Consider the following 25007-nt stretch of genomic DNA (forward strand, 5'->3'; position numbering starts at 1 on the left):
AATAAGAAAATTGAAAGAACTTTTTGTAGTTATAGTTTTTTTATTGCACGATAAGAAATTTGATAAATATACATAAGTTTTATAAAATCACAAGGATATGTCATAACGGAAAGGAATTTAAAATGAAAAAATATATACTTGCTGTTTTTGTATTATTGCTGGCAGGCTGCAGTAGCGGGGAAGGGGCGAAAAATAAGTTTACAGAGCAACAGAGCGTCCCATTTGAAATCGTTCATTACGAAGAAAGAATTGCCCCTATCTATGAATCGCTCGTTCCGCATATTGCCTATGCTAATACACAATCTCAATTCGAATTACTGCAAGGTCGTTTTAAGGTTGATAATTTTTCGGTAAATATGGACAAGTATATGGCTGTATTCATCGTTACTTATTCAAATGGATGTGGCATTGCTATCGATGGTGTATACGATCATGATGGATATTTAGCGGTGCAGCTTCTTGAATCGGATAAGAAAACATGTGATAAAGAAGGTGTCCCGCATACATTTGTTCTGCAAGTAGAGAAAAAAAAATATGAAAAAGTGCAGTTATATAATGGACATATTATAAAATCATCAGCAGATGTGGAATAAATGATACGAGAGTTTTCAGCTTTGTTTTTTGAAGTTGAAAATTCTTTTTTTGTTAGGATTATTTGCTATAAAGATTGGAAACCTATATAATTTCCATAAACCATAACGTGATGGTTTTGGAGGGAATGATGAAATTTATCAAATTATTCCTTATTCCTAGCATGATCATCATTTTATTTGGGTACATAATAGAAGAATAAAAAATTACGAGCTAAATATTTTGGAGGTGAATCCCTCGAGGTGAGGGAAGTAATTGGACGTAAACACCATATTAAACATCATTTTATTAATTATTTTTTTAGGTTTGACAGCATTTTTCGTTTCCGCTGAATTCGCTGTCGTAAAAATCCGTAAATCTCGTATTGATCAATTAATTTTAGAAGGCAATAAAAAAGCGCTTGTCGCAAAAAAAGTAGTGAGCGACCTTGATTATTATTTATCTGCCTGTCAGCTTGGCATTACAATGACAGCGATCGGCTTAGGGGCATTTACAAAACCATATGTCCAACAATTAATGTATCCAATATTTGATTTATTAAATGTTTCGGATGTCGCGGCTTCTGCAGCATCATATATTATCGCATTGGCCATCGTCAGCTACTTACATGTCGTAATCGGTGAAATGGCCCCAAAGACATTAGCGATCCAGTTTTCCGAAAAGTTGACGCTACTGCTTGCAGGACCGCTATATTGGTTCGGTAAAGTGATGTATCCGTTCATTCAGGCATTGAATGGGACATCTCGCCTGCTATTACGTGCAATCGGCATTAAATCTGCAAGCGAAGATCAGGCATACTCGGAAGAAGAGCTGAAAATTATTATGGCGCAAAGTTTCCAAGGCGGCCAAATTGACCAGCAGGAGCTGAAATACTTGGAAAATGTGTTCGCGTTTGATGAGCGTGTCGCAAAAGATATTATGGTACCGCGCACAGATTTAATTACGATAGACAAAAATATGAGCGCCGAAGAAATCATTCAAATTTTGGACGAGCATAATTATACACGCTATCCTGTTGTTGAAAATAACGACAAAGACCGTATTATTGGTGTTGTCAATGCAAATAAGCTCCTTAGCTACATCGTATCCAATCGAACAATCCGGTTAGAGCAATTTGTAAGAAAGGTTCCATTTGTATTGGGGGTGACAAGCATTCAAGACGCATTACTGAAAATGCAAATCGCAAAAGTGCATATGACAGTTATTGTCGATGAGTATGGCGGTACTTCCGGCGTATTGACGATGGAAGACGTATTGGAGGAACTTGTCGGGGAAATACGTGATGAGTTTGATGAAGATGAAGTAGATGAAATTCGCAAAACCGGTGAAAACGAATATACGATTAATGGCCGCGTACTGCTAGTGGAGCTGGAAGACCGCTTCGGTTTTGAATTCGAGGATAGTGAAGATATCGATACAATCGGTGGATGGATCCAGCATACGAATATTGATTCGATAAAAAACGGCGAAGAGCTGCAAGTTGGCGATGAAATCAAATTCGATGACCATAGCTGGATTATTTCGGATATGGACAATCTTCAAATTAAAGAAATCATTTTAAAGCAATATAAATTTCAGCAGTAATGGTTGACATATAGTTTTCTTGGAGGTGAATCCCTCAAGTTTCGGGGGAATTAATTGGACAGTATTATTATAATTAATTTAATTTTAGTCGCAGTCTTCATATTATTGACCGCCTTTTTCGTAGGTGCGGAATTCTCGATTTTAAAAGTGCGCATGTCGCGCATCGATCAACTTATCGCAGAAGGCAATAAAAAAGCAGTAATTGCAAAAAAAGTAACGCAGGAACTGGATTATTATTTATCGGCATGTCAGCTTGGCATTACGATTACTGCATTAATACTTGGTGCGCTGGGTGAACCAACTGTAGAAAAAATGCTAGGGCCTGTATTTGAATATTTCAATATCCCGGCAGCAGTGGCGACAGCACTTTCCTATGTGATCGCATTATCGGTTGTAACATTTTTGCATGTAGTACTTGGTGAGCTGATGCCGAAAACAATCGCGATTCAATATGCGGAAAAAATGACATTATTGTTGGCGCCGCCAATTTATTGGTTCGGTAAAATTACAGGTCCTATTATCGCCATATTAAATGGTTCTGCACGTGCACTATTGAAAGTTTTCGGTGTGAAGCCGGCTGGTCATGATACTGTATACTCCGAGGAAGAGCTAAAGCTGATCGTGACGCAAAGTTATGAAGGCGGGGAAATCAACAAAACCGAGCTTGCCTATTTGGAAAATATTTTCGCTTTTGATGCGCGTACATTACGGGAAGTGATGATTCCCCGCAGTGAAATGATTACAATTGAAAAAACATTTACATTAAGACAAATACTGTCGGTTATAGATGAATATGAATATACACGCTATCCGGTTATTGATCGCAGCAAAAATACAGCGGCATTTGTCGGTTTTATCAACTCCAAAGAGATGTTAACGGACATTGCGGCAGGTAGGTTGAATGATGTAACTTCCTTCATGCGTGAAATTCCTCGCTATAAAGAAACGGTTGCGATAAAAGATGTGTTTTTGAAAATGCAGCAAACACGCAATCACATGGCCATAGTAACAGATGAAAAAGGGATTACAATCGGTCTTGTAACAATGGAAGATATATTGACGGAAATCGTCGGGGAAATTGAAGATGAAGGTGATGGCGATATAGTGCCCACAACATAGAAAAGGTCGTAATCAACGGAGAATTCGCCAGTTGATTACGACCTTTCATTTGCTCATATTGGATAATGCAAGAAAAACAGCTTAGTATATAATTTTCACGAAGCGATCGAGTAATATGTCGATTTCTTGCCGTTTTGGGATAAGGTCCATCCAGTCTTCGGGAATGTTGAGCTCCTCATAGTAAATACCTGCAAGTCCACCGGCAATGGCTGCAATCGTATCTGTATCATTTCCAAGATGTACCGCATTGAAAATTGCACTAAAATAGCTATCACTATTAAGTAAGCTCCAGTATACCGCTTCCAGTGTATGGATGACATAGCCGTTGCTTTCAATGTCGTCCCGCTGCAAACTTTCAATTGAAAAAATGCGTTTGAAATGCCCAAGCTCCTCAGGATAATCTTTCAACTTCGGCAAAAGCTGTTCATTTGCCGTCTTTAAGCTTTCCATAATAGATAAACCATCCAATAGATGATGAACAACATATGTATAATGCAAACAGCAAAGCGTGGAGCGTATATGGCCATGTGTCAATGTAGCGTAATCTTTTACATAGCGCTCTTCAATGCTGCGCTTATAGCTGAAAAAGGCGATTGGCAAAATACGCATTAACGCACCATTCCCATTGCTCATTTCATCGTGTTTTGCTTCTTCAAACAGACCTTTTTTCTCCCAGCGATTCAATAGCTCGGCAATCGTCAAACCAACATCAAAAGACGGCTCATCATTATACGTCCAATAGCCGCGAAAAGCCCAATTGCAAAATGCCCTCTTTAAATCAGCGAACGATGTATCATCGATTAAATGCTCAATTGTAATCAATGTCATGGCACTATCATCCGACCATGTTCCGGCTGGCACATCCCAGCAGCCATAGCCAATCATATCATGCACTTCAAAAGTATCCCGCTCCATAAATTCGAGTGGCACACCATATGCGTCTCCGATAATAAAGCCCCATAAAGCCCGTTTCCGTTTATTCATGTATATCACCCCAAGTTGCAATCCGTTGATTTTCCCCTGCATTACCGGGCAGCAAAACTCCCGCCTAAGTATAGAGGAGATAGTTGAAGAATCTGAGGGAAATCAACTTCCTGTAAAAGCCCGATTCGTGAAAGCTAACAACGAGCGGAGGTTGAAGGCCGGCAGCAAACGCGCCATCGTATGGCAATGTCGGCAATAACATGTCCTGCCCATCAAAAACCGCTATTTGAAGTTTCACTTGATTAGTTACAGTGTACCAAAAGAAAAATTGTTATTCGATTGTTTTTTGAATATTTCATATAAAAGTTGAAACTCGCTCTTTGGCTCCCATACTCGTTATAATAGAAGAAAGGAGCGGATTGAAATGCAATGCGGGGCAAAATGTTTTATGGTGGAAGTAGAGCATAATGGTGAAAATAAACGTATAAAGGTAAAAGCAAGATCAGCAGTGCGTGCCAGAAAAACTGTGCGGGTACAATATGAAGATGCAGTCAAAATCATTTCCGTGAAAGAAGATGAATAAAAACAGGGCAACCGAGTGAATGAATGGTTGCCCTTTTTGCATAAATACGGCATGGTCGTGGGTGAATATATTATGAAGCGGAAAATTATCCAACATTTAATCTAGCGTATCGAAAAAATTGATTTCCGTAATAGGGGGCATTTTCATTATTTCATTTAGGTCGCCACCCGATTTATAATAGCGGTTCAGCTCGTGAGGCAGTTTAAATTGTTCTATATCGGTATACATATAGCGTGAAAGCAAAATTTCCAGTTGTTGCTCCGATAAATGATAATAATCAATATCCGGAGAAAGCGTATATTTAAATGTACCGCCAACGACAATGACTTGTTTTGCTTTGCAAATCGAAATTACTTTTTCGATTGTCGCTTTCGGCTGCTGGTTTTGTGTAATAAAAGGATAAAGACGGCTACTATGCAGCAATCCTTCAAAAATTCGAACGACGGATTTTGGCTTTTCCCCGGCAAATAAAATGACTACTTTTTCATTAAGGTGGTTTTCTTGTCTAAATTGCTTTAACGTATTTTCCAGCAATGCATGAAGCTGATTTTTCATGTCGTTCAACTGTTTTTCCGAAACGATATTATTCTTCTCAATGACCCTATAAATATGGAATACCGGTAAATAAATATGGGTAAACCATTCTTTTTTGCTGTAATGCTCTTTTAATTTATTATAATAGCCGATCATGGAATGACTATCATTATTGATTAAAAAGTCTGAAAATTTTACGAATAGCTCCTCTGCTGTTGCAATATAAAATGTTAATATTCTTTTTATTGATAAGCTTAAATCGGTAGGCATCGTCAATTGTTCATTCGTTTGCAAAATTTTTATCATCGGCAATAAAGGATGGAGAGGATTTACCTTTTCTACAATGGCTTGATTTCCATCTGACAGCAATACAATGGCGTTTTCTGGATATATTCCTAAAAAGTCGATTAGTCGATAGATGAGATGCAGGTCAAATTGGGTCGTTTGTTTAAATAGCTTTTCGATTGCCGCAACAGAAGAAATCGCCTCTTTATAAGGACGGTCCATCGTCATCGCGGAGTATACATCGATCATTTGCAAAATTTGCAGTTCCAATGAAATTTCATCGCCCATTAATTTTTCGGGATAACCAGAGCCATCGATGCGCTCATGATGTGATTTTGCATAATGTGCGATATATTCAAACCCGTCCTGACATAATCGTTCATATCCTAGCAGCACATGTTCTTGAATTGTCGCGAATTCATTGTGTTCTAATAGCTCCACTTTATTGAGAAGCGAACTTGGGATGGAGGTTTTTCCGATATCATGCAGCAAGTACCCAAGTGCGACTTCTTTAATATTGGACACACCTTCTGATAATGCAAATAATGTGCCGAGTGTAAATACATCAATCGCATGTAAATAGGAAGTTTCATCATGGCTTTTTAATTCGGACAAATAATTATAAATTTCCGTGCTTTCCAAAAAAACTGCGAATAGCTCTTTTAATATTTGAATATCTTCCGAGTTGTTTAATGCTTTTCCATACCGTTTTTCCGAGCTGAGCTTACCGAGTACATTTAAAAAATCATGATCAAGCATATTCCAAAAACTAAAATCCAATTCAATATCCTGCCCTAATTCCTGCTCGGCTTGAATCGGGGTAAAAGGACTCGCCAGCATTTTTTCAAGCTGCTGCAACTCCATTTCTATTTGTTGATCGATATCCAGCCTCGTATTTACAGAATGCCCGGCTGGAATTGCTTTTTCGATTTTTATATCCCGTACATTACGGTTTTTTAAAATTGTAATAATTCCATCTGTCAGCATATGTCCTTTTGAGAGCAGGCGGCGGTTATCAATGTTTAAATCTTCATATAGGATTTGTCCGGGCTTTAGCTGGTAAGGCAGGCATATATCATAGTCTTTTGTCGTATGTTGCTTCACGGGAAACCACTCCTTTAAATTTTATTATTATAGGTAATTACCCGAAAAAGTTAAATATAAGTAAGAAATAATCAATTTTATAAAAAAAAAATTAAGAAAATAGTCAAAAAGTTTATATTAGTGTTCTTTTTGTGGGTAATTGTTATTAAAAAATAAGTGGTTATTAAGTTTTATTGAAGTGTGGTTTTATATTTGAAGTGAGAACAAACATGACGAAGCAACTTTTCTGTCAGGCACAATACGTGGATTAGCAATAGCTTAACGAAAAAAACGGTGACTCCTTATTATAGAAGTGCACCGTATTACTATTCATTTATTATTTTGTTTTTCTATTCTAATTTGCTTCACTAAATGAGTGATGAGCATTATAATTCCTGCTGAACATAAAACAAGACTAACAATAAATAATATGAGCCAGCTTCCAAAACTCCAATTTGCCGTAAAAAAGATAGAACCGACTAATAAAAGCACCCCGATTAATAATACAAGGTAGCCTCCTTTAGATAATGACACAACAAAAAACCTCCTCCAAATACTACATCATAAAAATAACATAAATATCGCAAACTTATCTATTGATATGTATAGAAGGTTTTAAAGATAAATAAGACCGGAAAGAAGCCTTTTTTGGCTTTTCCCCGTCTCGATTAGCAGCCTTATATCAATTTTCCAAAGGGAGCGTAAAATAAAATTGGGATCCTGTATCCTTAATGCTATTTGCAAAAATTTTCCCGTGATGCTGTGTAATAATTTCCTTGCATATCGCAAGACCAATTCCATGTGAATTTAGCGCATTTGTATTGGAGGCACGGAAATAACTGTCAAAAATAAAAGGCAATTCATTTGCGGGAATTCCAATGCCGCTATCTTCAATCATACAAATTAATTCGTCTGCCTCAACATACACTTTGAGTTTAATTTGCCCCTTTTCTGTATATTTAATCGCATTTGCTATTAAATTTGAAATCACCTGTTCGATACGCAGCAAATCAATGACTACATATTGCTCCTGAGAAACACGCGATATAGTTGAATAGGAAAGGCTTGCTTCTTTTACATTTGCTTCAAAACGATAGGCAAATTCTTCGAAAAACTGCTGAATTGAAATTCTAGTAAATGTAAAGTCCATACGGCCAGCTTCCAATTTCGCCAGTTCAAATAAATCTTGAATTAATCGGTTAAGTGAAAGCAATCGCTCTTTGCTCCGGTTTAAATAATATTTTTGCTGTGTCTCATCTTGGACGACCCCATCTAAAATGGATTCAATATACCCTAAAGTGGATGTCAAAGGTGAGCGCAACTCATGCGAAATACTGTGCAGCAATTTTTTTCGTTCTTGCTCATTGATGGCGAGCCGCTCATTGACATCTTTTAATGAGAGATTCATTTTGTCCAACGTCGCTGTCCGTTCTCTCACACGATTTTCCAGCTCATTGTAAATTTCCGTATTTTCCAGAGTGACCGCAATTTGTGTGGAAATAATGCGCAAAAGCTCAAGCTGTACGGAATTGAATGCATTTACAAGCAAATGGTTTTCTAAAAAAAGGAATGCCTGAATTTTTCCTTTATACTTAATCGGCATACATAAAACCGATTTTGCCTGTATATTCAAATGCTGGAACATTTGATTTGTCTCGATATTGCTAATGACTAACGGCTCATCTGTTTGCAGCACATAGTCGAGGATTACTTTTATCGATTGATCATTCAGCTCGCATAATGAAGAAAAGTGAAATACTTGTTTATGAATATTGATGCTCGCTAAATTATAAAGGTTATTATTGGAATAGCGAATAAAGTAGCCGGAAGTTGCATTTGCCTGCTTCAAAATCGAGTTTAATAATTTATTCAGCATTTCTTCCGTACTAATTTCTTCATTTGCTAAAGTATGGGTTGCATCAAAAAGCCGAATCATATCGTATGAAAGAATTGGCGAAACGGTTTCAACACGTGTCGATATAAATTGTGAATAGCTGTTTTCCCAATCGATCGCAATTGCCTCGGCGCCCCATTTACGCATTGTCAAAATAGCTTGGGTAATATAATAGGCTGCCTTCACATTGTCTTTCTGCATGCTATAAACATTTCCTGCCCGCTCATAAAAGACGGCTTCATCTTGTGTGAATCGATAAATTTTAGAAAGCTGAATCGCTCTGTCGTACAATTGTGCAGCTTCTTCAATTCGTTGTTTTAATGTAAGTTTTTCTGCCAGCAACAATGTATAAAGATGCTCATATTGGTGAGGTGCTTCAGAAGCCCATTTTTTAAAATAGGTGATGCTCTCCTGTATTTCTTTCAATAATGTTTTAGTGGAAAAAGAATGCTGCATTTTTCCTTTTAAAAAATCGATATTGCAAAGCGTGCGGAAGAAATAATATACTGGCGCCGTTGGTAAAGAAAGTACCTCCTTGCTTTGCTTTTCGAGCTGCTGCAGCAAATATTTGATTTGTGCTTCATTCTTGAATAAATAAGCCATCCGAAGACGCAGTGTATAATGCATCATAACAACGGCTTCCTCATTTTTCAACGTAATATGGGCATCCCATTCAGGCACTGTATCCACAGTTTTCAGTGTATGAATCCAATGTTTAAATTCCTCGAGAAAATCATTGGCAAGTGCACTGGCATATTTTCCGTAAAGCTTTTGCTGATTGTGAAGCTCGTCTTCAATGTCCTGTATGGAACTGCCATCGATAAGCTTTGCATTACATAAAAAGCATGACAGTGCACTTATTGTATAGTACATGCCGAGCTGTTCCATATTTTGCTGGACATTGCGCATGTAATGAATGCTCGAGTCAAAATCCTTTTCCCAATGATTCAGAAAAATACTGTATATAAAGTACACGCGTGATTTAATATACGTATTCTCCTGGTTTTCTGCCATCGATACCGCTAATTTGCCAAAGCGCAGTGCACCTTTCACATCGTTACTGCCTGAAATAAGTATTAATGCATAATTAATAAAAACGATAGCGCTTTCTGTCGGTGCCCCGTATTTTAATTGAAGTTGCATTAAGCGAAGCAAAATCATGCCAGTCAAGTTTTGGCTCATACGGAAGGAATTGCTGACGATGTTAATCATAATTTGAATAAGAACATCGATTTCTTCATTTTCAATTTGTTTTAAATTAAGCAGCTGCTCGTTTGTTTTGTTGCGGAGCTTTAATTTTAACGATATAAATTCCTTGGCAACTTCCCACTGCTTTGGCTCAAGCTTAATATTCATATTACATAGTTCCATCGCGGTAATACCAGCATTCAGCACAAGCTCGGTGTTCTCTTCCTCGATGAAAATCAATGAAATCAAGCGATAAATCTTCAGCTTTTCCAATTTTGTACGTGCATGGGACAACGCCTCGAAAATATAGTTTTTTGATTGTTCGTAATTACCTACTAAATATTCGCATTCTCCAATCGCCATGTAAATTTCCACAGTTTCTTCGCGCATTGATGACCATTTATGATCAGGCAAAAAATGAAAAGTTTGTTTGAAGTATTGGCGTGCATGATTATAAAGTCCAGCATTTTTTGCTTGGATTCCGAGCTCGTAATTCCATATAGCAAGCTGTTTTTGTTCTTGCAGGGAAAGGAGCTCTTTACAATAATTAAGCTGGCGGACGAGCGATTGCAATGGGTTTTCGATGCCATCTTCCTGTTGCAATAGCCTGCTAATCGCAAAATGTGTATTAAGGCGCACATCATGTGACAGCATTTCATAGGCTGCTTGTTGAATGCGGTCATGGACGAACTGGAATTTTGTCATATAAAGCTGTTGGCTATCTTCCATTAAAGATTTATGCTTCAAATCAATCTGACGATCCACAGTATGGATAAACCCGTTCGCTATTAATTCTTCAAGGTTTGAAAGCAATTCGTAATAAGGCAAGTTTGACAATTTCAGCATTAGCTGAAATTGAAATGTGTGCCCAAAGCATGAAGCCGTTTGTAAAACTGTTAATGCTTCTTCTGATAGCATATTCATTCGACTTTCAATAAAGTTAAATAAATTGGTATTCCCTATATTTTGCTGAAGCTTTTCAACCTCGTATTCCCAGCAAGCATTTTTGAAATTATAGTAAATAATTTTATCTTTTATAAAAATACGAAATACTTCATGAACGAACAGGGCATTTCCTTGTGTCATTTGAAATAAACGCTGGGCTACAATATGCGCCGTTTCGCATTGGGAGTTTAGTGCCGCACTAACAATGCTGAATATTGCCTCAGGAGTAAGCAGACGCATTTGGATCAAATTAAAAGCAGCGAGCTCTTTTTGCCATAAAAGAAGAAGATCATCTGTTTTTTCTGCTTCAATGCGATTGGCGACAATGAGCAATAGAAAACCCTTTTCATGTTGCTCGTAAATTTGCTCCAATATTTGAATAGCCTCCAGTTCAGCCCATTGAATATCATCGATGAAAATAACGAGCGTCTTTTTTTGAAGCGAGAAAATATGCAGTAATTTCTCAATTGAAGCAAATATAAATGCATTTAACTGTAGTGTATACTGTTTGCTTTCTTGTACAATTCGAAATCGCTCATCAATGAGCCATTCAAGCTCAGGGAAAAGCTGCAGAAGCCCTTCAGTAATCGATAATTCCACTTCCAGCATTTTGGATCGGAAAATATCAATCGATTGCTCGCCTTCCAAAAAAATCTGCCTCAACAATATTCTTAAAGGCTCGATAATCGGTTGAAATGAATACTGTTCTTGTAGCTGATCAAATTTGCCTTCCAAAAAATAGCCTTTGTCCTGGGCGGCATATGCCATGACGGATTTGGCTAACGCAGATTTGCCGCTGCCGGAAATGCCATTAATAAAAACAATTTCCTTATTGCCTTTTTTTGCGTTGTTATAAGCTTTTTGCAAGATGAATTGCTCTGTTTCACGGCCATAAAGTTTAGTGGAGAAGTTCGGCTGATATGGCGTATCCTGCTCTCCAAGCGTAAATTGCGCATCAAATTCATGATGGATTAAAAGCTGCATTGCTTTCATCAAATCATGGCGAAGGCCAAATGCTGTTTCATAGCGTTCTTCCTTATTTTTGCTAAGCAATTTCAAAATGATCTTATTGAGCATGACAAGCTTGCATTGCTCGTTTAATAATGTCGTGTTTGGTGCTTTTGTTAAAATGTAAAATATATAGTCCACAAAATTGTCTGCATTATATAACGGAATATTTGTCGTCATTTCATATAAAATGGCCCCTAGAGCATAGAGGTCTGTACGTTCATCCACTTCGGAAATAACACGGCCGGTTTGTTCAGGGGCGATATACGAAAGCTCATCTAAATTCCCGGTATGCACATGTTGTTGATATTTCGCAAAAGTGCGTTTTATCGTAGAAGGAGCCAATAGTTTTATTTTAAGTGTATGTGGTTGAATCATTATAAGGTTTGGCGAAAGATGCTCAATCATTTCCCCTTGCTGATGAATGCTCACACATGCGTTGGCAAGCTCAATCGCTATTTGCACAACCTGATGCAATGCAGGGGAGGAATCGATCAAATATTGTTGCAATGTAAGCCCCGGGAAATCTTCATATACAATTGCATACTGCTGCTGGAAATGTATAATATCAACAGGTTGAAACAGCCAAGAGCTATTTTGGGTTTTGAGTTTTAGATGATCTAATAGCTCGACTGCTTGTCGCTTGGACATAATATGACCTGCTGGCTGTATGAGCATCATTCGATTAAAGCTTTCCATATATTTGCGTGTAAGCAGTTGCTGCAATGTAAGATTTTCAGTCATCATTTGTATCAGCTCCTTCATCAATCCCGCCACAACAGGCAGTATAATTCCTCATGATAAGTCCGTCATAACATAATCGATGATGGAAAAACGAATCGCCGACTATAAAACGATTTGCAACGCACAGATTTTCGGGGCCATTATGCGCTATGATCGGATTTTGTGTTAAACAAAGAGCAAATGGTCTGTTTTACTAAAGCTTTCCAAATCTTTTAAAAGATGATGGTTCTGCAGATCCGAATGCAAATATTGGGATAGTAAAGTCTCAAGTTGCTGCTCGGTTATATGATGATAATGAATATCGACAGAAGGCAGCTGTCTCAGTGTATCGCCAATAACGATCAAACCTTCTGCGCGACAAAGCTTAATGAGTTTTTCTACATCTTCCTTTGATTGCTGCGCGTGTGAAATAAAAGGATACATATTGTTGTTGTGCAGCAATCCTTCAAAAAGCTTCACAATAGCCGGTCTATTTAGTTCGCCTAAAATGAGCACAAACTTTTTCTTCTTATAATCATTCTGGCGATAATGCTTTAGCGTATTTTCCAACAGCGAGACTAATGTTGATTTTACTTCCTTAAATCGCAATTCTGGTACCATATTGTAATTTTCCAAAACACGGAGTACGTGAAACACCGGCAAATAAATATGTGTGAACCATTCACTTTCTTCATAATGTTCTTTTAACTTTTCGTAGTAACGGCGCATTTGCTGTTCATCATTATTGATCAAAAAGTCAGAAAACCTGCTAAACAAATCTTGTGGTGAATCGGTATGGAAAGTCAGTAATTTATTAATCGTTAAGCTAAAATCCATCGGCATTTGAAAAATCTGATTTGTTTGAAATACTTTTACGGTCGGCAGTAACGGGTATAAAGGATGAACCTCCTCGATAATCGCTTGTGTTCCATCTGAAAGTAGTACAACCGCATTTTCAGGGTAAATGCCAATAAAATCAATAAAGCGATATAGAAGATCGATATTGAATTGCTCCACCCGTTTGAAAATTTTTTCGATTGCCAATACAGCTGTCACACTCTCTTTGTATGGACGATCCATTGTAATGGCGGAATATACATCGACAAGCTGCAAAATTTGAAGCTCAAGAGATAGCTCATGACGGCACAAGCCTTCAGGGTAGCCCGAACCATCGATTCGTTCGTGATGTGACTTTGCAAAATGGGCGATATGACCAAAACCGTTATTGCATAAAATATCATGCCCTTGTGTTGCATGTTGCTGAATAATAGCAAATTCATTTGAGGTTAAGCCTTGTTTTTTATCTAATAAAATATTTGCTGTATGCAATTTGCCAATATCATGAAACAAAAAGCCGAGTGCTGCCTGTTCAATATTAGCCACACCTTCGGAAATGGAAAATAATATACCTAATGTAAAAACGTCAATTGAATGTATATACGTATTTTCATCATGGTTTTTTAAGTTCGATAAAAGTTTAAAAGCTGTTGGATCTTCCATCAAATGAACAAATAACGTTTTAAGAAGCTGGATATCCTCTGAATTATTTAAAAGTAGACCATATCGTGTTTCAGAGCTTAACACACCAAGTGCCCTCAAATAATCATGCCCTGCATCATATTTAAGTTGTTCGTTTTCATTGGGGGGCAAAATGGATGGCACATAATTTTTTTCGATTAAAATTTGTCGGATATTGCGATTGCGTAAAATATTAATAATTCGTTCTGATAATACATGTCCTTTTGAAAGAAGACGGCGATTTTCAACATATAAATCTTCGTAAACGATATGACCAGGCTTTAAATCTTTTATAAAACAAAGCTCGTAATCCTGTATTTCAGCTTTTTTTTGCATTTTAACACACTCCCTATAATTTTCCTATTAGTTAGTAATTTATAGATGAAAGGTTAAAAAATGGTTAAAAAAGTACATTTATTTTAAGTGGGAACGAATAAAAATAGTCCAATCGTTTAAGAGGAGGGATAATAAAATAGGAATTATTGTATGGTTATCGTTAGGGAATTGGGAGGGAGGCCGTCATATGCAGCCCTGTTCCGTAACTTATATATGATACAATTTAAGGTGGAAATGAAAGAGAAGAAAAGAGGCAAAAGTCATGGTTCAGCAGCTCAATCAATTTATCCAACGTTGGATGCCCGTCTTAACCCCATTAAGCTTAATTATTGGTGTGTTCCTAGAGAAAATCGGTATCCATCTATTATTTTTAGTGCCCGTCTTATTTGCTATTATGACATTTATCAGCAGCCTAAGCCTGAAATTTCGCGATATTAAAATTTTTAAGCAATATCCGAAAACGATTTTATTCGTGATTGCTTTTTTACATATACTAATGCCTTTATGGGCGTTCTTTTTAGCAGAACTAGTTTTTGACGACCGTTTATTGACGATAGGCTTTTTAATATCCGTTGTCGTCCCGACAGGAGTTACTAGCGTTATTTGGGTGACTATCAGTAAAGGGAATCTGCCGCTTTGTCTGGCCATTATTTTAATCGATACATTGCTTGCTCCGATACTAATGCCGTTAATTTTACATATTGTTGTAGGGGAGACAATTCAACTTGACACAACATCGCTTATTTTTGATTTAATTTGGATGATCGTTTTGCCTTCACTGTTAGGAATTGTTGTGAATGAATGGACAAAAGGAAAATTGTTAGAGCAATTTGGAAAACCTTTTTCATTAATTTCAAAGCTTTGCTTATTTGCGATTATTATGATTAATAGCAGCGCGATTGCTCCTTATGTGAGGGATATTAATATCGAGCTTGCGAAAGTCATCGCAGTTGTATTATTTTTAGCGATTTCCGGCTATGTTTTATCGCTTATTCTAAGTCGTTTATTCTGGAAATCTAAAGCAGACCAGGCGACATTTATTTTTAATGGGGGAATGCGCAATATCGCTGTGGGGGTAGTTATCGCAACGACTTATTTCCCGTCAAAAGTTGCTATGCCTGTTGTGTTCGGCATGCTATTCCAGCAAGTGCTTGCCTCGATTTTTTATAAAATAATTCGAACAGATTGAAAATCCGGCACCGATAATATATGCATATAATCAATTTAAGCGGAAAATATTTATGTGCTTTGAAATGGCGGAAAAAGCATTGCATCGTAATAGTTGAATATCTTTTTATAATGGTTGTTTTGTGTTCTGTAAAAATACAGTTGTGTTATTTGAGGGCACAATGTATTATTGTCATATAGCAAATTAACGAATTTTGAAGTGTTATAGAAGATGAAGCTTCGATCGCTGGGAATTTTTTCTCGCCGATGATTATGTTTCGCTCGCTTCGATCATCAGGAAGCAATGTAACAACTTAGAATAGCGGGGGAAATTATGAAAAGATTGTTCGAAAAATGGAACAGCATTAACTTAGTTAACCGTATCATTGTTGGTATTATTATCGGAGTTGTTTTAGCATTGACAATTCCTGAAGCAGTAAGCGGCATTACCATTTTAGGCTCTTTGTTTATTGCCGCATTAAAAGCGGTCGCACCGGTTTTAGTGTTTGTCCTAGTCATGAATGCAATTGCTTCACATGTTGGGGGCAAAGCGACAAATATGAAGATGGTGCTTGTTCTATATGCAATTGGTACAATTTCGGCCGGGTTTGTGGCGGTTATTGTCAGCTTTATTTTCCCGACAACTTTAACATTGAAAACGGAAGCGCAAAATATTGCACCGCCAAGCGGTATTGGCGAAGTGTTTGAAAAATTGCTCTTCAATATTGTGACAAATCCGGTAAGTGCGATTATGGATGCCAATTACCTCGGCATTTTGGCTTGGGCGGTTATTTTGGGAATTGCACTAAAGGCGGCAAATGATTCCACGAAAAGCATGCTTTCTAATTTCTCGGATGCGGTTACGAAAGTTGTTCAATGGATCATTAGTTTAGCGCCGTTTGGGATTATGGGGATTGTATTTGAAGCGGTTTATACGACAGGGCTTTCTGCTTTAGGCGAGTATGTCCGGCTAATTGCAATTTTAGTAGGGACGATGTTTTTCGTCGCGCTTGTCGTAAACCCGATTATTGTATTTGTTGTTGCCCGCAGAAACCCGTATCCATTAATTTTGATGTCATTAAGGGAAAGCGGAATTACTGCATTCTTTACACGCAGTTCCGCTGCGAATATCCCGGTGAATATGGCGTTGGCGGAAAAACTGAAATTGGATAAAGATACCTATGCTGTGTCAATCCCTTTAGGGGCAACGATTAATATGGCGGGGGCAGCCGTCACGATTTCTGTTTTAACAATGGCAACAGCCCATACTTTGGGGATAGAAGTCGATTTCATGACAGCGGTGATTTTAATGGTATTATCTGCGTTGTCTGCCGCAGGTGCCTCTGGTGTTGCAGGGGGCTCGTTAATGTTAATTCCATTGGCTTGCAGCTTATTCGGAATTTCGGATGATATTGCAATGCAAGTCGTCGCAATTGGATTCATCATCGGTGTTGTGCAGGATTCATGCGAAACGGCATTAAATTCTTCGTCGGACATCGTATTTACCGCAGCGGCGGAATATGCGAAAGAACGCAAATAAAGTTAACTCGGAAACTATGCTAAGCACAATTGTTAGCATAGTTTCTTTATTGTTAAGGAAACTCTAGATTTTGGCATTGAGGATAACTTTACAAAAAAAGTATTGTCCCCATCCAGGCAAACCGCGCCGACTCCTCGCACTATTAGGCCCCTCCGTGCAAAAGTGATGGACCGTTTACTTTTGCGTCGGGTCCTCCAATGTCTGTCGGAGTTGAACGGTTGCTTGAGCGTTTTTGTTCTTATTCTCCAATTTAGACAAATGTCATTATTTCTCGGGAAATAATATATAAATTACTGGAAAATTACCGTTATAAAGAGAGAAGGATTGAAATATACGTCGACCTATGGAGGGAACTTTATGTCAATATTAGATAATTTGCGTCAAGTGAAACGGGAGCTATTAGATGAGAAGCACCCGCTTGAAAGCGAAAATATTCAATTTCGAAAAATATATGCAATCGGGTATGCGATGCTAGTATGTGTGAATGGCTATCCTAGCGAAATGGCTAAAGATGTGCTGAAAAAACAAATTTCCTTGCTTGATTTGCCTGCAGAATTCAGAAAGCTCGCTATTTCTGCTGCTCTTGAAGCAGACTCGCAAACGATACAGACGTTATTGCAAACACTGCAAAATGAGAAGCATAAATATATTTTCATGCTCGATTTATATGATTATGCACAAAAGGACCGGAAAATCACAGAAAAAGAACAAGAGCTGCTCATATTGTTTGAAGAGCTTTTACAATTTAGCTATGAGGAAGTGCACTTTATCCGCGGCTTCCGTTTAGCGATGCTGAAAAAGGATACTGAGGTGGCGACAAAAGTTGTGCAGCAAGCGTTTGAGCAGCATGTAAGCATTCCATTGAAAGAGCTTGTATATTTCCTGGCAGGCTTTGAATACCAAGAACGGCTTATGCAGATGACATTGCTTGCGGGGCAGAAGAAAAAACTGGGCTATGCCACATATTTAAATGGGGAAGTGGTTGTAGGCAAAGGCGCAGAATTGGATTTAAATGGAATGAAGGTTACGTTCGGCAATAATGCTGCGATTATCGTCGAAGGAGGAACTCTTTTAGCGGACGGTGCACAGTTTATTGCTTCGTTGGATGCAAATAAAACGATGCTTTCATTGCGGGATATTGGCTTAACGAAAATCCGGGATACGCATTTTTTCGGCGCAAATAATGTGCGGGCAATTGAAATGGTTAATGCGAAAGTAGAACTTGATACGTGTTCATTTGAAAAGTGTTTTGATGAGGAACGCGGTGGTGCCATTTACTTCACAAACAGCGATCATTTTGTATTACGCAATTGTGTATTCGAACATAACTCGACGCTCGGTAAAGGGGGCAGCATGTACATCGCAGGGACAGAAGCGCGCCATATGAAAAAGCTTGATTTCTTTAGTCGAATCACAGGGAAAATACAAAAGGTAAAGCTCGTAATGGAAGGATGCCACTTTAAAGAAAGCCGTGCAGAAATGTCAGGGGCGCTCCACACATATGATGCGGATATGATCATTCATAATACGACATTTGACCATTGCACCTCAAGAGCGGGCGGAGCGGCAATCGATACATTGAACTGCAGCATATCAGCAGGCGGAAATTCGTTTATCAAATGTAAAGCAGGACTCTCTGAAGCGGTTGTTATTCTTGGCAATACGAAAGGCGCATCAGAAAGCGCAATAGGTAAATTTGAGCATTGCGAACCGAAAAATTTTATCATGCATTAAAAATTAAGCTGTGCTAAAGGTTGAAATGACTTTTGACACAGCTTTTTTCGTATTGAAAGCTGCTGCAAAATATTGCCCCTTTTCCAGTTCCATCAATATTTCATAATTTCTTGTTGTTTGAATAACTGACAGAGAAGCTGCATTGTTAATCACCACCGCCGCTCCCCCCGTCGCCTCCGCTATCTCCAAAGCCCGCACTTTCAACAGCAGAAAAAATAATATCTGGAAAATCCAATTCGTATGACGGCAAGTCGCCAATCGCTTCATTGGATGTGTAAATTTGTGTCGCGATAAGCAAAGAGTTGCAGCGATTAGGATTTAGCTTTAATGTACGACAAATTTCATCATGGATATCACTAAGTGCCGGAAATTGATGCAGCTCGAAATTTGCGAGCGCTAGTAAAGCAATCGTACTGTAATGACATGATTTCAATTTTGCTTCTGTATCTTTGATGAAAGCTGTCAGTTCCTTAATGCGGAAAAAAGTATCTTTCTGAAACGTCCCTGTTCCAATCGTTAAAATAAGAGCCGTATTTTTCATATCGTCATTGCGTTCATAGCCAATGGAAACGAGTGCTTTATAATAGTGCTCCATACTTTCGGACAATGTCTTTGTATCTTCAGGACGGATAGCGAGCATTGCACAAGCAGCCGGTTTCAATGGCGAGAACTTCATGCACGGCTGCTTCATTAAATCAGCTATCATCTGATGGACACGAGCAATATCCTCTTCCGACTTTATATAGGCTGCCGCAATATAGCTTTGCTCACCACGCGACAATCGCATTGTCAAACTTTTATACAAATTAAACACATTACCAATCTTTTCTGGTTGCTTTGCATAATGGATATAATATGTATTGATAATTTGAGGATTTGCCCGCGCAAACTGATACCATTTCGTATTGTCCTTAATTTGCAGACGGACAGCTTCGTAATCTTCATAGTGAAACACCATATTACGAACTGTCAGCTTTAGGGCTAAATCAATATAAAAGTATTTTGCATCTGAGCCGAAATATAAATTAATTTTATCGATATTAGTAAAAAATAATTGCAATTGTGCATTCACGACGATCACCTCTTACTTAATACGTACGTTTTAAAGCAAGAGAAGTTTCACTAAAATGAGCGAACATAGACTAAAATCCGTATACAAAGTACAGCATAATTCGAAAGAGTATTGTATGATAAATAAGTGATAATTGATATGAAAAGACCGCTAAACAGATTGAGAGGAAGTAAGCTATGACCCGAAAACCATTTTTACCGATTATTGTAGGTACTGATATTAATGCATATAACATGGCGATTTCATTCCATGAAGAATATAACATTCGTCCGATTTTAGTAGGGAAGGGCGTATTGCCATTTACGAATTTGAGCAATATTCCACGTGCGATCGAGTATGACCAAAAACTGGGAGACCCTGGTCAATTTGCGAAAATCCTGATCAGTGTCGCAAAAAAATATGAGGAAGAGGCGGAAAAATTAATTTTGATCGGCACAAATGATTTATATGTCCGCCTCATAATTGAAAACCGCGCGATTTTACAAGATTATTTCGTCTTCAATTACATCGACGAGCATTTAATGAATGATCTGCAAATTAAATCGAATTTCTACAAGCTATGCGAACAATACGGTATCGATATTCCGACGACGGTATTTTACGATTGCGAAACGGGAGGGGCATTTGAACAGGAAATGATGTATCCCGTCATTATTAAGCCAAGCAATGGGATTGAGTATAGCCGTCATCCATTTGAAGGACAGGCGAAAGTGTTCAAAGCGGAAAATAAGGAAGAAGTGCAAAATGTAATCGATATGATTACAAATAGCGGCTATAAAGAAGAGCTGATCATTCAAGACTTTATTCCAGGTGAAGATACGGCAATGTGGGATTCGGTCGTTTATGTGAACGGAAAAGGCGAGACTCAGCTTGTTTCGTTTGCTCAGGTTGTTCTGCAAGAGCATACAAAAACCGCGATTGGCAATTATACTGCACTTATTTCCCGATACAATGAAGAAGTGATGACAAAGCTGCGCGGATTTTTAGAGGCTGTAAATTATCGCGGTTTCGGCAACTTTGACCTGAAGTACGATGAGCGCGACGGTAAATTCAAAGTGTTTGAAGTAAATATCCGGCAAGGTCGCTCCAGCTACTATATTACGGCAATGGGCCATAATATGGCACGCTATTTTGTAGAAGATTTAATTTATGATATTCCAAAGCCGTGTGCATATTTAAAAGGAGATGTTCTCTTTTCGGTCGTGCCAAAGATTGTATTGAAAAATTTTGTCCATGATGAAGCGGTGAAAAAGGATATCGAACGCTTAATTCAGGAAAATAAACTAGTCAATCCATTATTTTATAAACAGGACAAACATTTAAAACGTAAATTTTACATGTTCATCCGCCAAGTGAACTATTATAAAAAGTATAAAGAAAATGTATGGTAAAACTGAAGCCCGTCAATGAGATTGTTCTTGTTGATCGGCTTTTTTCTTTTCTGGGTCGGGCGCTTTAGCTCATTTGTTCTTTATATCTGAAGATTATTATCAAAAAAATGTTATAGTAAAAGAAAAATGAAAAGAGTGAATATTTGTGACAATTCATACATTTAAATTACAGATTGATTGGCCAGGGGGGCGCAACGCGATTGGGGAGCTTACAGCAGAGCGACTTCAAACACAAATCTCAATTCCCCTGGAAATGAATGGCCCCGGTATAGGGACAAATCCTGATGAAATGCTACTCGGTGCAGCAGCTACATGCTATATTATTACACTTGCAGCAATGCTTGAACGCAGCAAAATCGAGGCAAGACTCGCGTTGAAGTCGGACGGGCTGGTCGATGTGACGAATGGTGTATTTACATATAAAGCGATCCATCATCATGTAGAGATTTTGTTGCAGGATGTCGATGATGAGCGCACACGACGTTTAGCGGAGCGATATGTATATAAGGCAGAGGAAACTTGTATGATTAGTAAAGCGTTAAAAGGGAATGTAGAAGTGCAAGTGCATTTAACATTTTTCGGCGGGTGAACAGCACTCATTGAAAAAGTGAATCCCATAGCAGTGTTTACGAATTCGGGTGCAATTCCGCCGAGTTAGGATTTATTATTGAATGAAAGGAGCGATCTTGATGGATATCGTTTCGTCAATCATCCAATTATTTGTTGCCGCTGTTCTTATTTTTTTCATTAGCGGTCGACTCATTGGCTCTCAAGTAAGCTTAATAAAGCGAATTATGTCGGTAGTGATCAGTGTTGCTTTCACGACGTTCGTGTTTTGGTACACATATTTACGCGGTTCCGACTATTATGACCAAGGCATCGTCTCGAATGTCGTCAATAGTGCTACACTTTTATGGCTTGGAAGCATGCTGCTCATTTCAATGCTTCTATATTTGTTTTTCGAGCTGTTTGATCCGATTGAACTGAATGAAAACGGCACACCTGTTGGCAGGCGCTCATATATAAAAACACTCATCACATATTGGAAGCGCCAAAAACGTTTGCGGGTAGTTGTGGGCATCGCTGTGAAAAACGGCGTCACACGCACGATGAAATATGCACGTGCCAGGGAGGATGAACGCGAGCTGGCGAAGGCGCTGCGTGATACCCTTGAGCAATGCGGCGGGGTGTTCATCAAATTCGGACAAGTTTTATCGACGCGAAAAGAACTTCTATCACCTATTTTCATCGAGGAACTTGAAAAGCTTCAGCAACATGTAAAACCTCTTTCCGATCAGCAAGTCGACCAAATTATAGTTGAAAACTTTGGTGCAGATACAAGCAATATTTTTTCGTATATTAGTAAAATACCGTTAGCCTCTGCTTCTATTGGTCAAGTACATAAAGCGGTTTTAAAGGAAACTAATGAGCCAGTCGTCGTAAAACTTTTGCGTCCTGAAGTAAAAAATATAATGCATGAAGATTTGTCGATTTTAATGGAATTCGCAAGCTGGATTACGAGTAAATCGCAATGGGCTGAAAATCTTGGGTTTTATGATTTGGCAAAAGGCTTTAGCTTGGCATTGAGTGAGGAAATCGATTTTAATATCGAGGCGCGCAATATGGAGCAAGTCGCAATGATTGTCAAACGCGGCAGCATCGATGTGAAAGTACCAAAAGTGTATGCTGAATACAGTAATGAAAATGTCATTGTGATGGAATATATAAAAGGCAAATCGGTTACAGTGGCAAATGGATTATTTACCGATTTGCAAATTGATCGACATCAATTCGCTCAATCTTTGCTTTATACGTTTTTGGAGCAGACGCTTATTTCCGGGATTTTCCATGCTGATCCACATCCCGGGAATATTTATATTGAGGAGAATAGCGGGCGTGTGGCGATACTGGATTACGGTGCAGTGGGCCGTTTGGCGGCACATCAGCAAGATGGCCTGAAGTATTTTTTAGTCGGCATTCATCAAAATGATGCAGCGCTTGTTGTTGACGGAATTAGCCAACTTGTTGAAAACGCAGAAGAAATCAATCGTCAGGAAATGGAGCAGGCAATCAGTCAAATTTTATTGAAGATCAATTACGTTTCGAGTGTTCCGACAGATGAGCTTATGTATTCGATTTTCTCCGTCGTCCGGGAGTTCGGCCTCCATTTTTATCCCGCGGTGAATGTAGTATTACGCGCAATTGTCACACTTGATGGCACACTATCCATCATTTGCCCTGGCTTTGGGATTTTCAGTGAAGTGAAAGATTTCTCCAATGATTATTTAAAATCCAGTTTATTGAAGCCATTTAAAAAGCCTATCGAAACAAAACAATTTATCGAGGAAGAACTTGCATTATTATTACCGAATTTGCGGAAGCTTCCGCGTCGCCTTGACCAATTGTTTAAAAAAGCCGAGAGCGGCAAAATCATATTGCATCATGATATTTTTTCCGATAAAGCGAATTCGATGTTTGTTACACAGCTGTTTTCAAGATTTGTGCTGCTGTTCGTCGGCATTACGTTCGGTATTATATCCGTCGCCCTTCTTGCAATTTCGCAATTTATTCATAATGCCTATGCGGTCTATTTAAATACAGCTGCCTATTTAGGGTTATTTCTATGTGCGATTTTACTTGTACGGTTATCGATCCAGGCAATAAGGGATATGAAACGAACAAAATGAATGGGGAGATCCTTAGCAGGGTCTCTTTTTTAAGAAGAAAAGATGAAGCAGGCTATGCTATCCTTTGATTTTACTGAAATGAAATAAACAAAGAAGCGTTTCCTTTTTGAAAGAAACACTCCACTCGCAAAACTGTATTCAATCAAATGTCCTGCATTGTTTTTCGCTTTCCTCTTCGGAAATATGCTTCTTTATTTTAATATTTGTCACTTGTAATCCTGTCAAGTTGGAATCACTTACGGAAAAAGTGAGTTTATCGTAATCTCCGCCGTGGTGCCCAGAATAGTTTAAAGCGCTTCCGTAAATACGGTGTCTTCTAGGATCTCCATCAATAGGCTCAATTTCGATTTTTGGGCACATAAAAAATTCCGAATAAGATGGGCCTAAATGGTATAAATAACGTGTAAACAATGCTTCTTCAAGCAACTCCTCTTTAGTAGGCCCGTCTACTTCTTTCCTCCACCCCACCATGATCCAGTCATAAAGAGATTGTGATTTTAATCGCAGCTTTTGCCCATTTTCCGAAATGATGACTTCTCCTTCTTTGGCCGTGCAGGTATTGCGTTTCTTGTCAGCTGTACATGTATAAGCGGGTTCAATCGTGATCACTTCATCAGTTGCCGATTTTAGCGTCAATTTATTGGATGGATTTTCTGAAGATGCCCCTATTTCCAGTGTACCATTCACCGGTTCCGAGTTATTAAGCCAGTAAATCACCTTTCTGAGCACCCGTTCCTGAAAGCCATCATTGATGCTGAACACACGCTGAAACCCGGAAGCATTTTCAACTTTAATGTATTGAACATTTGAATGCTCCAATGAGTGCGCCATCAATTGTTCCAGAAAAGATTTACTGTTATTCTTTTTTTGCTCAACAATTCGGCTGGCTGGATTAATTGATTTTGCATCAATGGAATATTGGCTCGTTGCTCCCTGATTCGCGAAAACAGCGGTAGTATTTGCGAGAATAAGCATACAAAAAATGATGCAGAAGTTTTTTTTCAATAAAGCACACCGACCTTTTTTATAAGTATCTTTCCCGAATATTCTTCAACTATCCAGACACATTGGCAGCAATGGGAAACTTCACATTTTAAATAC

General features: G+C 38.4%; 18 protein-coding genes. 10 read left to right on the plus strand and 8 right to left on the minus strand.

From position 1 onward, the window contains the following. Positions 1–122 precede the first annotated feature (122 nt). The 3 genes from ACTHOQ_RS06565 (at position 123) to ACTHOQ_RS06575 (ending at position 3294) form a co-directional block, all read left to right on the plus strand. On the plus strand, positions 123–593 hold the full coding sequence (locus ACTHOQ_RS06565) for a putative periplasmic lipoprotein (protein ID WP_440494969.1): 471 nt from the start codon (positions 123–125) through the stop codon (positions 591–593). Positions 594–846: 253 nt separating this feature from the next. Further along, on the plus strand, positions 847–2175 hold the full coding sequence (locus tag ACTHOQ_RS06570; protein ID WP_440494970.1) for a hemolysin family protein: 1329 nt from the start codon (positions 847–849) through the stop codon (positions 2173–2175). Between the two features lie 54 nt (positions 2176–2229). Beyond that, positions 2230–3294 (plus strand): hemolysin family protein, encoded by a 1065-nt coding sequence (locus tag ACTHOQ_RS06575; RefSeq protein WP_440494971.1) that lies wholly within the window; start codon positions 2230–2232, stop codon positions 3292–3294. Positions 3295–3375: 81 nt separating this feature from the next. Here the strand turns inward: ACTHOQ_RS06575 and ACTHOQ_RS06580 are convergent, their stop codons facing one another. Beyond that, complete coding sequence (locus ACTHOQ_RS06580) at positions 3376–4278, minus strand: ADP-ribosylglycohydrolase family protein (RefSeq protein WP_440494972.1); 903 nt, start codon at positions 4276–4278, stop codon at positions 3376–3378. A gap of 364 nt (positions 4279–4642) precedes the next feature. Between ACTHOQ_RS06580 and ACTHOQ_RS06585 the strand changes: the two genes are divergently transcribed. Continuing rightward, on the plus strand, positions 4643–4801 hold the full coding sequence (locus ACTHOQ_RS06585; RefSeq protein ID WP_440494973.1) for a hypothetical protein: 159 nt from the start codon (positions 4643–4645) through the stop codon (positions 4799–4801). A 96-nt stretch (positions 4802–4897) separates the two neighbouring features. Here ACTHOQ_RS06585 and ACTHOQ_RS06590 read toward each other — a convergent pair whose 3' ends face one another. From ACTHOQ_RS06590 to ACTHOQ_RS06605, 4 genes are all read right to left on the minus strand, one after another. Beyond that, positions 4898–6724, minus strand: a complete 1827-nt coding sequence (locus ACTHOQ_RS06590) for an HD-GYP domain-containing protein (RefSeq protein WP_440494974.1) — start codon at positions 6722–6724, stop codon at positions 4898–4900. Between the two features lie 309 nt (positions 6725–7033). Continuing rightward, positions 7034–7237 (minus strand): hypothetical protein, encoded by a 204-nt coding sequence (locus ACTHOQ_RS06595; RefSeq protein WP_440494975.1) that lies wholly within the window; start codon positions 7235–7237, stop codon positions 7034–7036. 148 nt (positions 7238–7385) lie between these two features. Beyond that, positions 7386–12485: an ATP-binding protein gene (locus ACTHOQ_RS06600; protein ID WP_440494976.1), complete on the minus strand. Its 5100-nt coding sequence runs from the start codon at positions 12483–12485 to the stop codon at positions 7386–7388. Positions 12486–12647: 162 nt separating this feature from the next. Beyond that, a complete protein-coding gene (locus ACTHOQ_RS06605; protein WP_440494977.1) occupies positions 12648–14315 on the minus strand; it encodes an HD-GYP domain-containing protein in 1668 nt (555 codons plus the stop codon). Positions 14316–14577: 262 nt separating this feature from the next. On the opposite strand from ACTHOQ_RS06605, the gene ACTHOQ_RS06610 reads away from it, so the two are divergent. From ACTHOQ_RS06610 to ACTHOQ_RS06620, 3 genes are all read left to right on the plus strand, one after another. Further along, positions 14578–15504, plus strand: coding sequence for a bile acid:sodium symporter family protein (locus ACTHOQ_RS06610; protein ID WP_440494978.1), 927 nt, complete (start codon positions 14578–14580; stop codon positions 15502–15504). Between the two features lie 312 nt (positions 15505–15816). Further along, positions 15817–17022 carry a serine/threonine transporter SstT gene (gene sstT, locus ACTHOQ_RS06615; RefSeq protein WP_440494979.1) on the plus strand — a complete coding sequence of 402 codons (1206 nt, stop codon included), beginning with the start codon at positions 15817–15819 and terminating at the stop codon, positions 17020–17022. 357 nt (positions 17023–17379) lie between these two features. Continuing rightward, positions 17380–18756, plus strand: coding sequence for a right-handed parallel beta-helix repeat-containing protein (locus ACTHOQ_RS06620; RefSeq protein ID WP_440494980.1), 1377 nt, complete (start codon positions 17380–17382; stop codon positions 18754–18756). Positions 18757–18759: 3 nt separating this feature from the next. Here ACTHOQ_RS06620 and ACTHOQ_RS06625 read toward each other — a convergent pair whose 3' ends face one another. Both ACTHOQ_RS06625 and ACTHOQ_RS06630 read right to left on the minus strand, forming a co-directional pair. Next, entirely contained in the window at positions 18760–18909 is a 150-nt protein-coding gene (locus ACTHOQ_RS06625) for a hypothetical protein (protein WP_440494982.1), read from the minus strand. Then, on the minus strand, positions 18902–19828 hold the full coding sequence (locus tag ACTHOQ_RS06630; RefSeq protein ID WP_440494983.1) for a DUF4003 family protein: 927 nt from the start codon (positions 19826–19828) through the stop codon (positions 18902–18904). Before ACTHOQ_RS06630 ends, ACTHOQ_RS06625 begins: the two co-directional genes overlap by 8 nt. A 176-nt stretch (positions 19829–20004) precedes the next feature. Here ACTHOQ_RS06630 and ACTHOQ_RS06635 point away from each other — a divergent pair, with 176 nt between their 5' ends. The 3 genes from ACTHOQ_RS06635 to ACTHOQ_RS06645 all read left to right on the plus strand — a co-directional run bounded on the left by ACTHOQ_RS06635 (position 20005) and on the right by ACTHOQ_RS06645 (position 23906). Then, entirely contained in the window at positions 20005–21219 is a 1215-nt protein-coding gene (locus ACTHOQ_RS06635; protein WP_440494985.1) for a carboxylate--amine ligase, read from the plus strand. A 145-nt stretch (positions 21220–21364) separates the two neighbouring features. Further along, entirely contained in the window at positions 21365–21808 is a 444-nt protein-coding gene (locus ACTHOQ_RS06640; RefSeq protein ID WP_440494987.1) for an SACOL1771 family peroxiredoxin, read from the plus strand. Between the two features lie 100 nt (positions 21809–21908). Next, positions 21909–23906: an ABC1 kinase family protein gene (locus tag ACTHOQ_RS06645; protein WP_440494988.1), complete on the plus strand. Its 1998-nt coding sequence runs from the start codon at positions 21909–21911 to the stop codon at positions 23904–23906. 138 nt (positions 23907–24044) lie between these two features. On the opposite strand, the gene ACTHOQ_RS06650 is transcribed toward ACTHOQ_RS06645, so the two are convergent. Beyond that, entirely contained in the window at positions 24045–24911 is an 867-nt protein-coding gene (locus ACTHOQ_RS06650) for a hypothetical protein (RefSeq protein WP_440494990.1), read from the minus strand. Positions 24912–25007: the final 96 nt, after the last annotated feature.

Source organism: Solibacillus silvestris, assembly GCF_051967575.1.
In the GTDB taxonomy this organism is placed as follows: Bacteria; Bacillota; Bacilli; order Bacillales_A; family Planococcaceae; genus Solibacillus; species Solibacillus silvestris_B.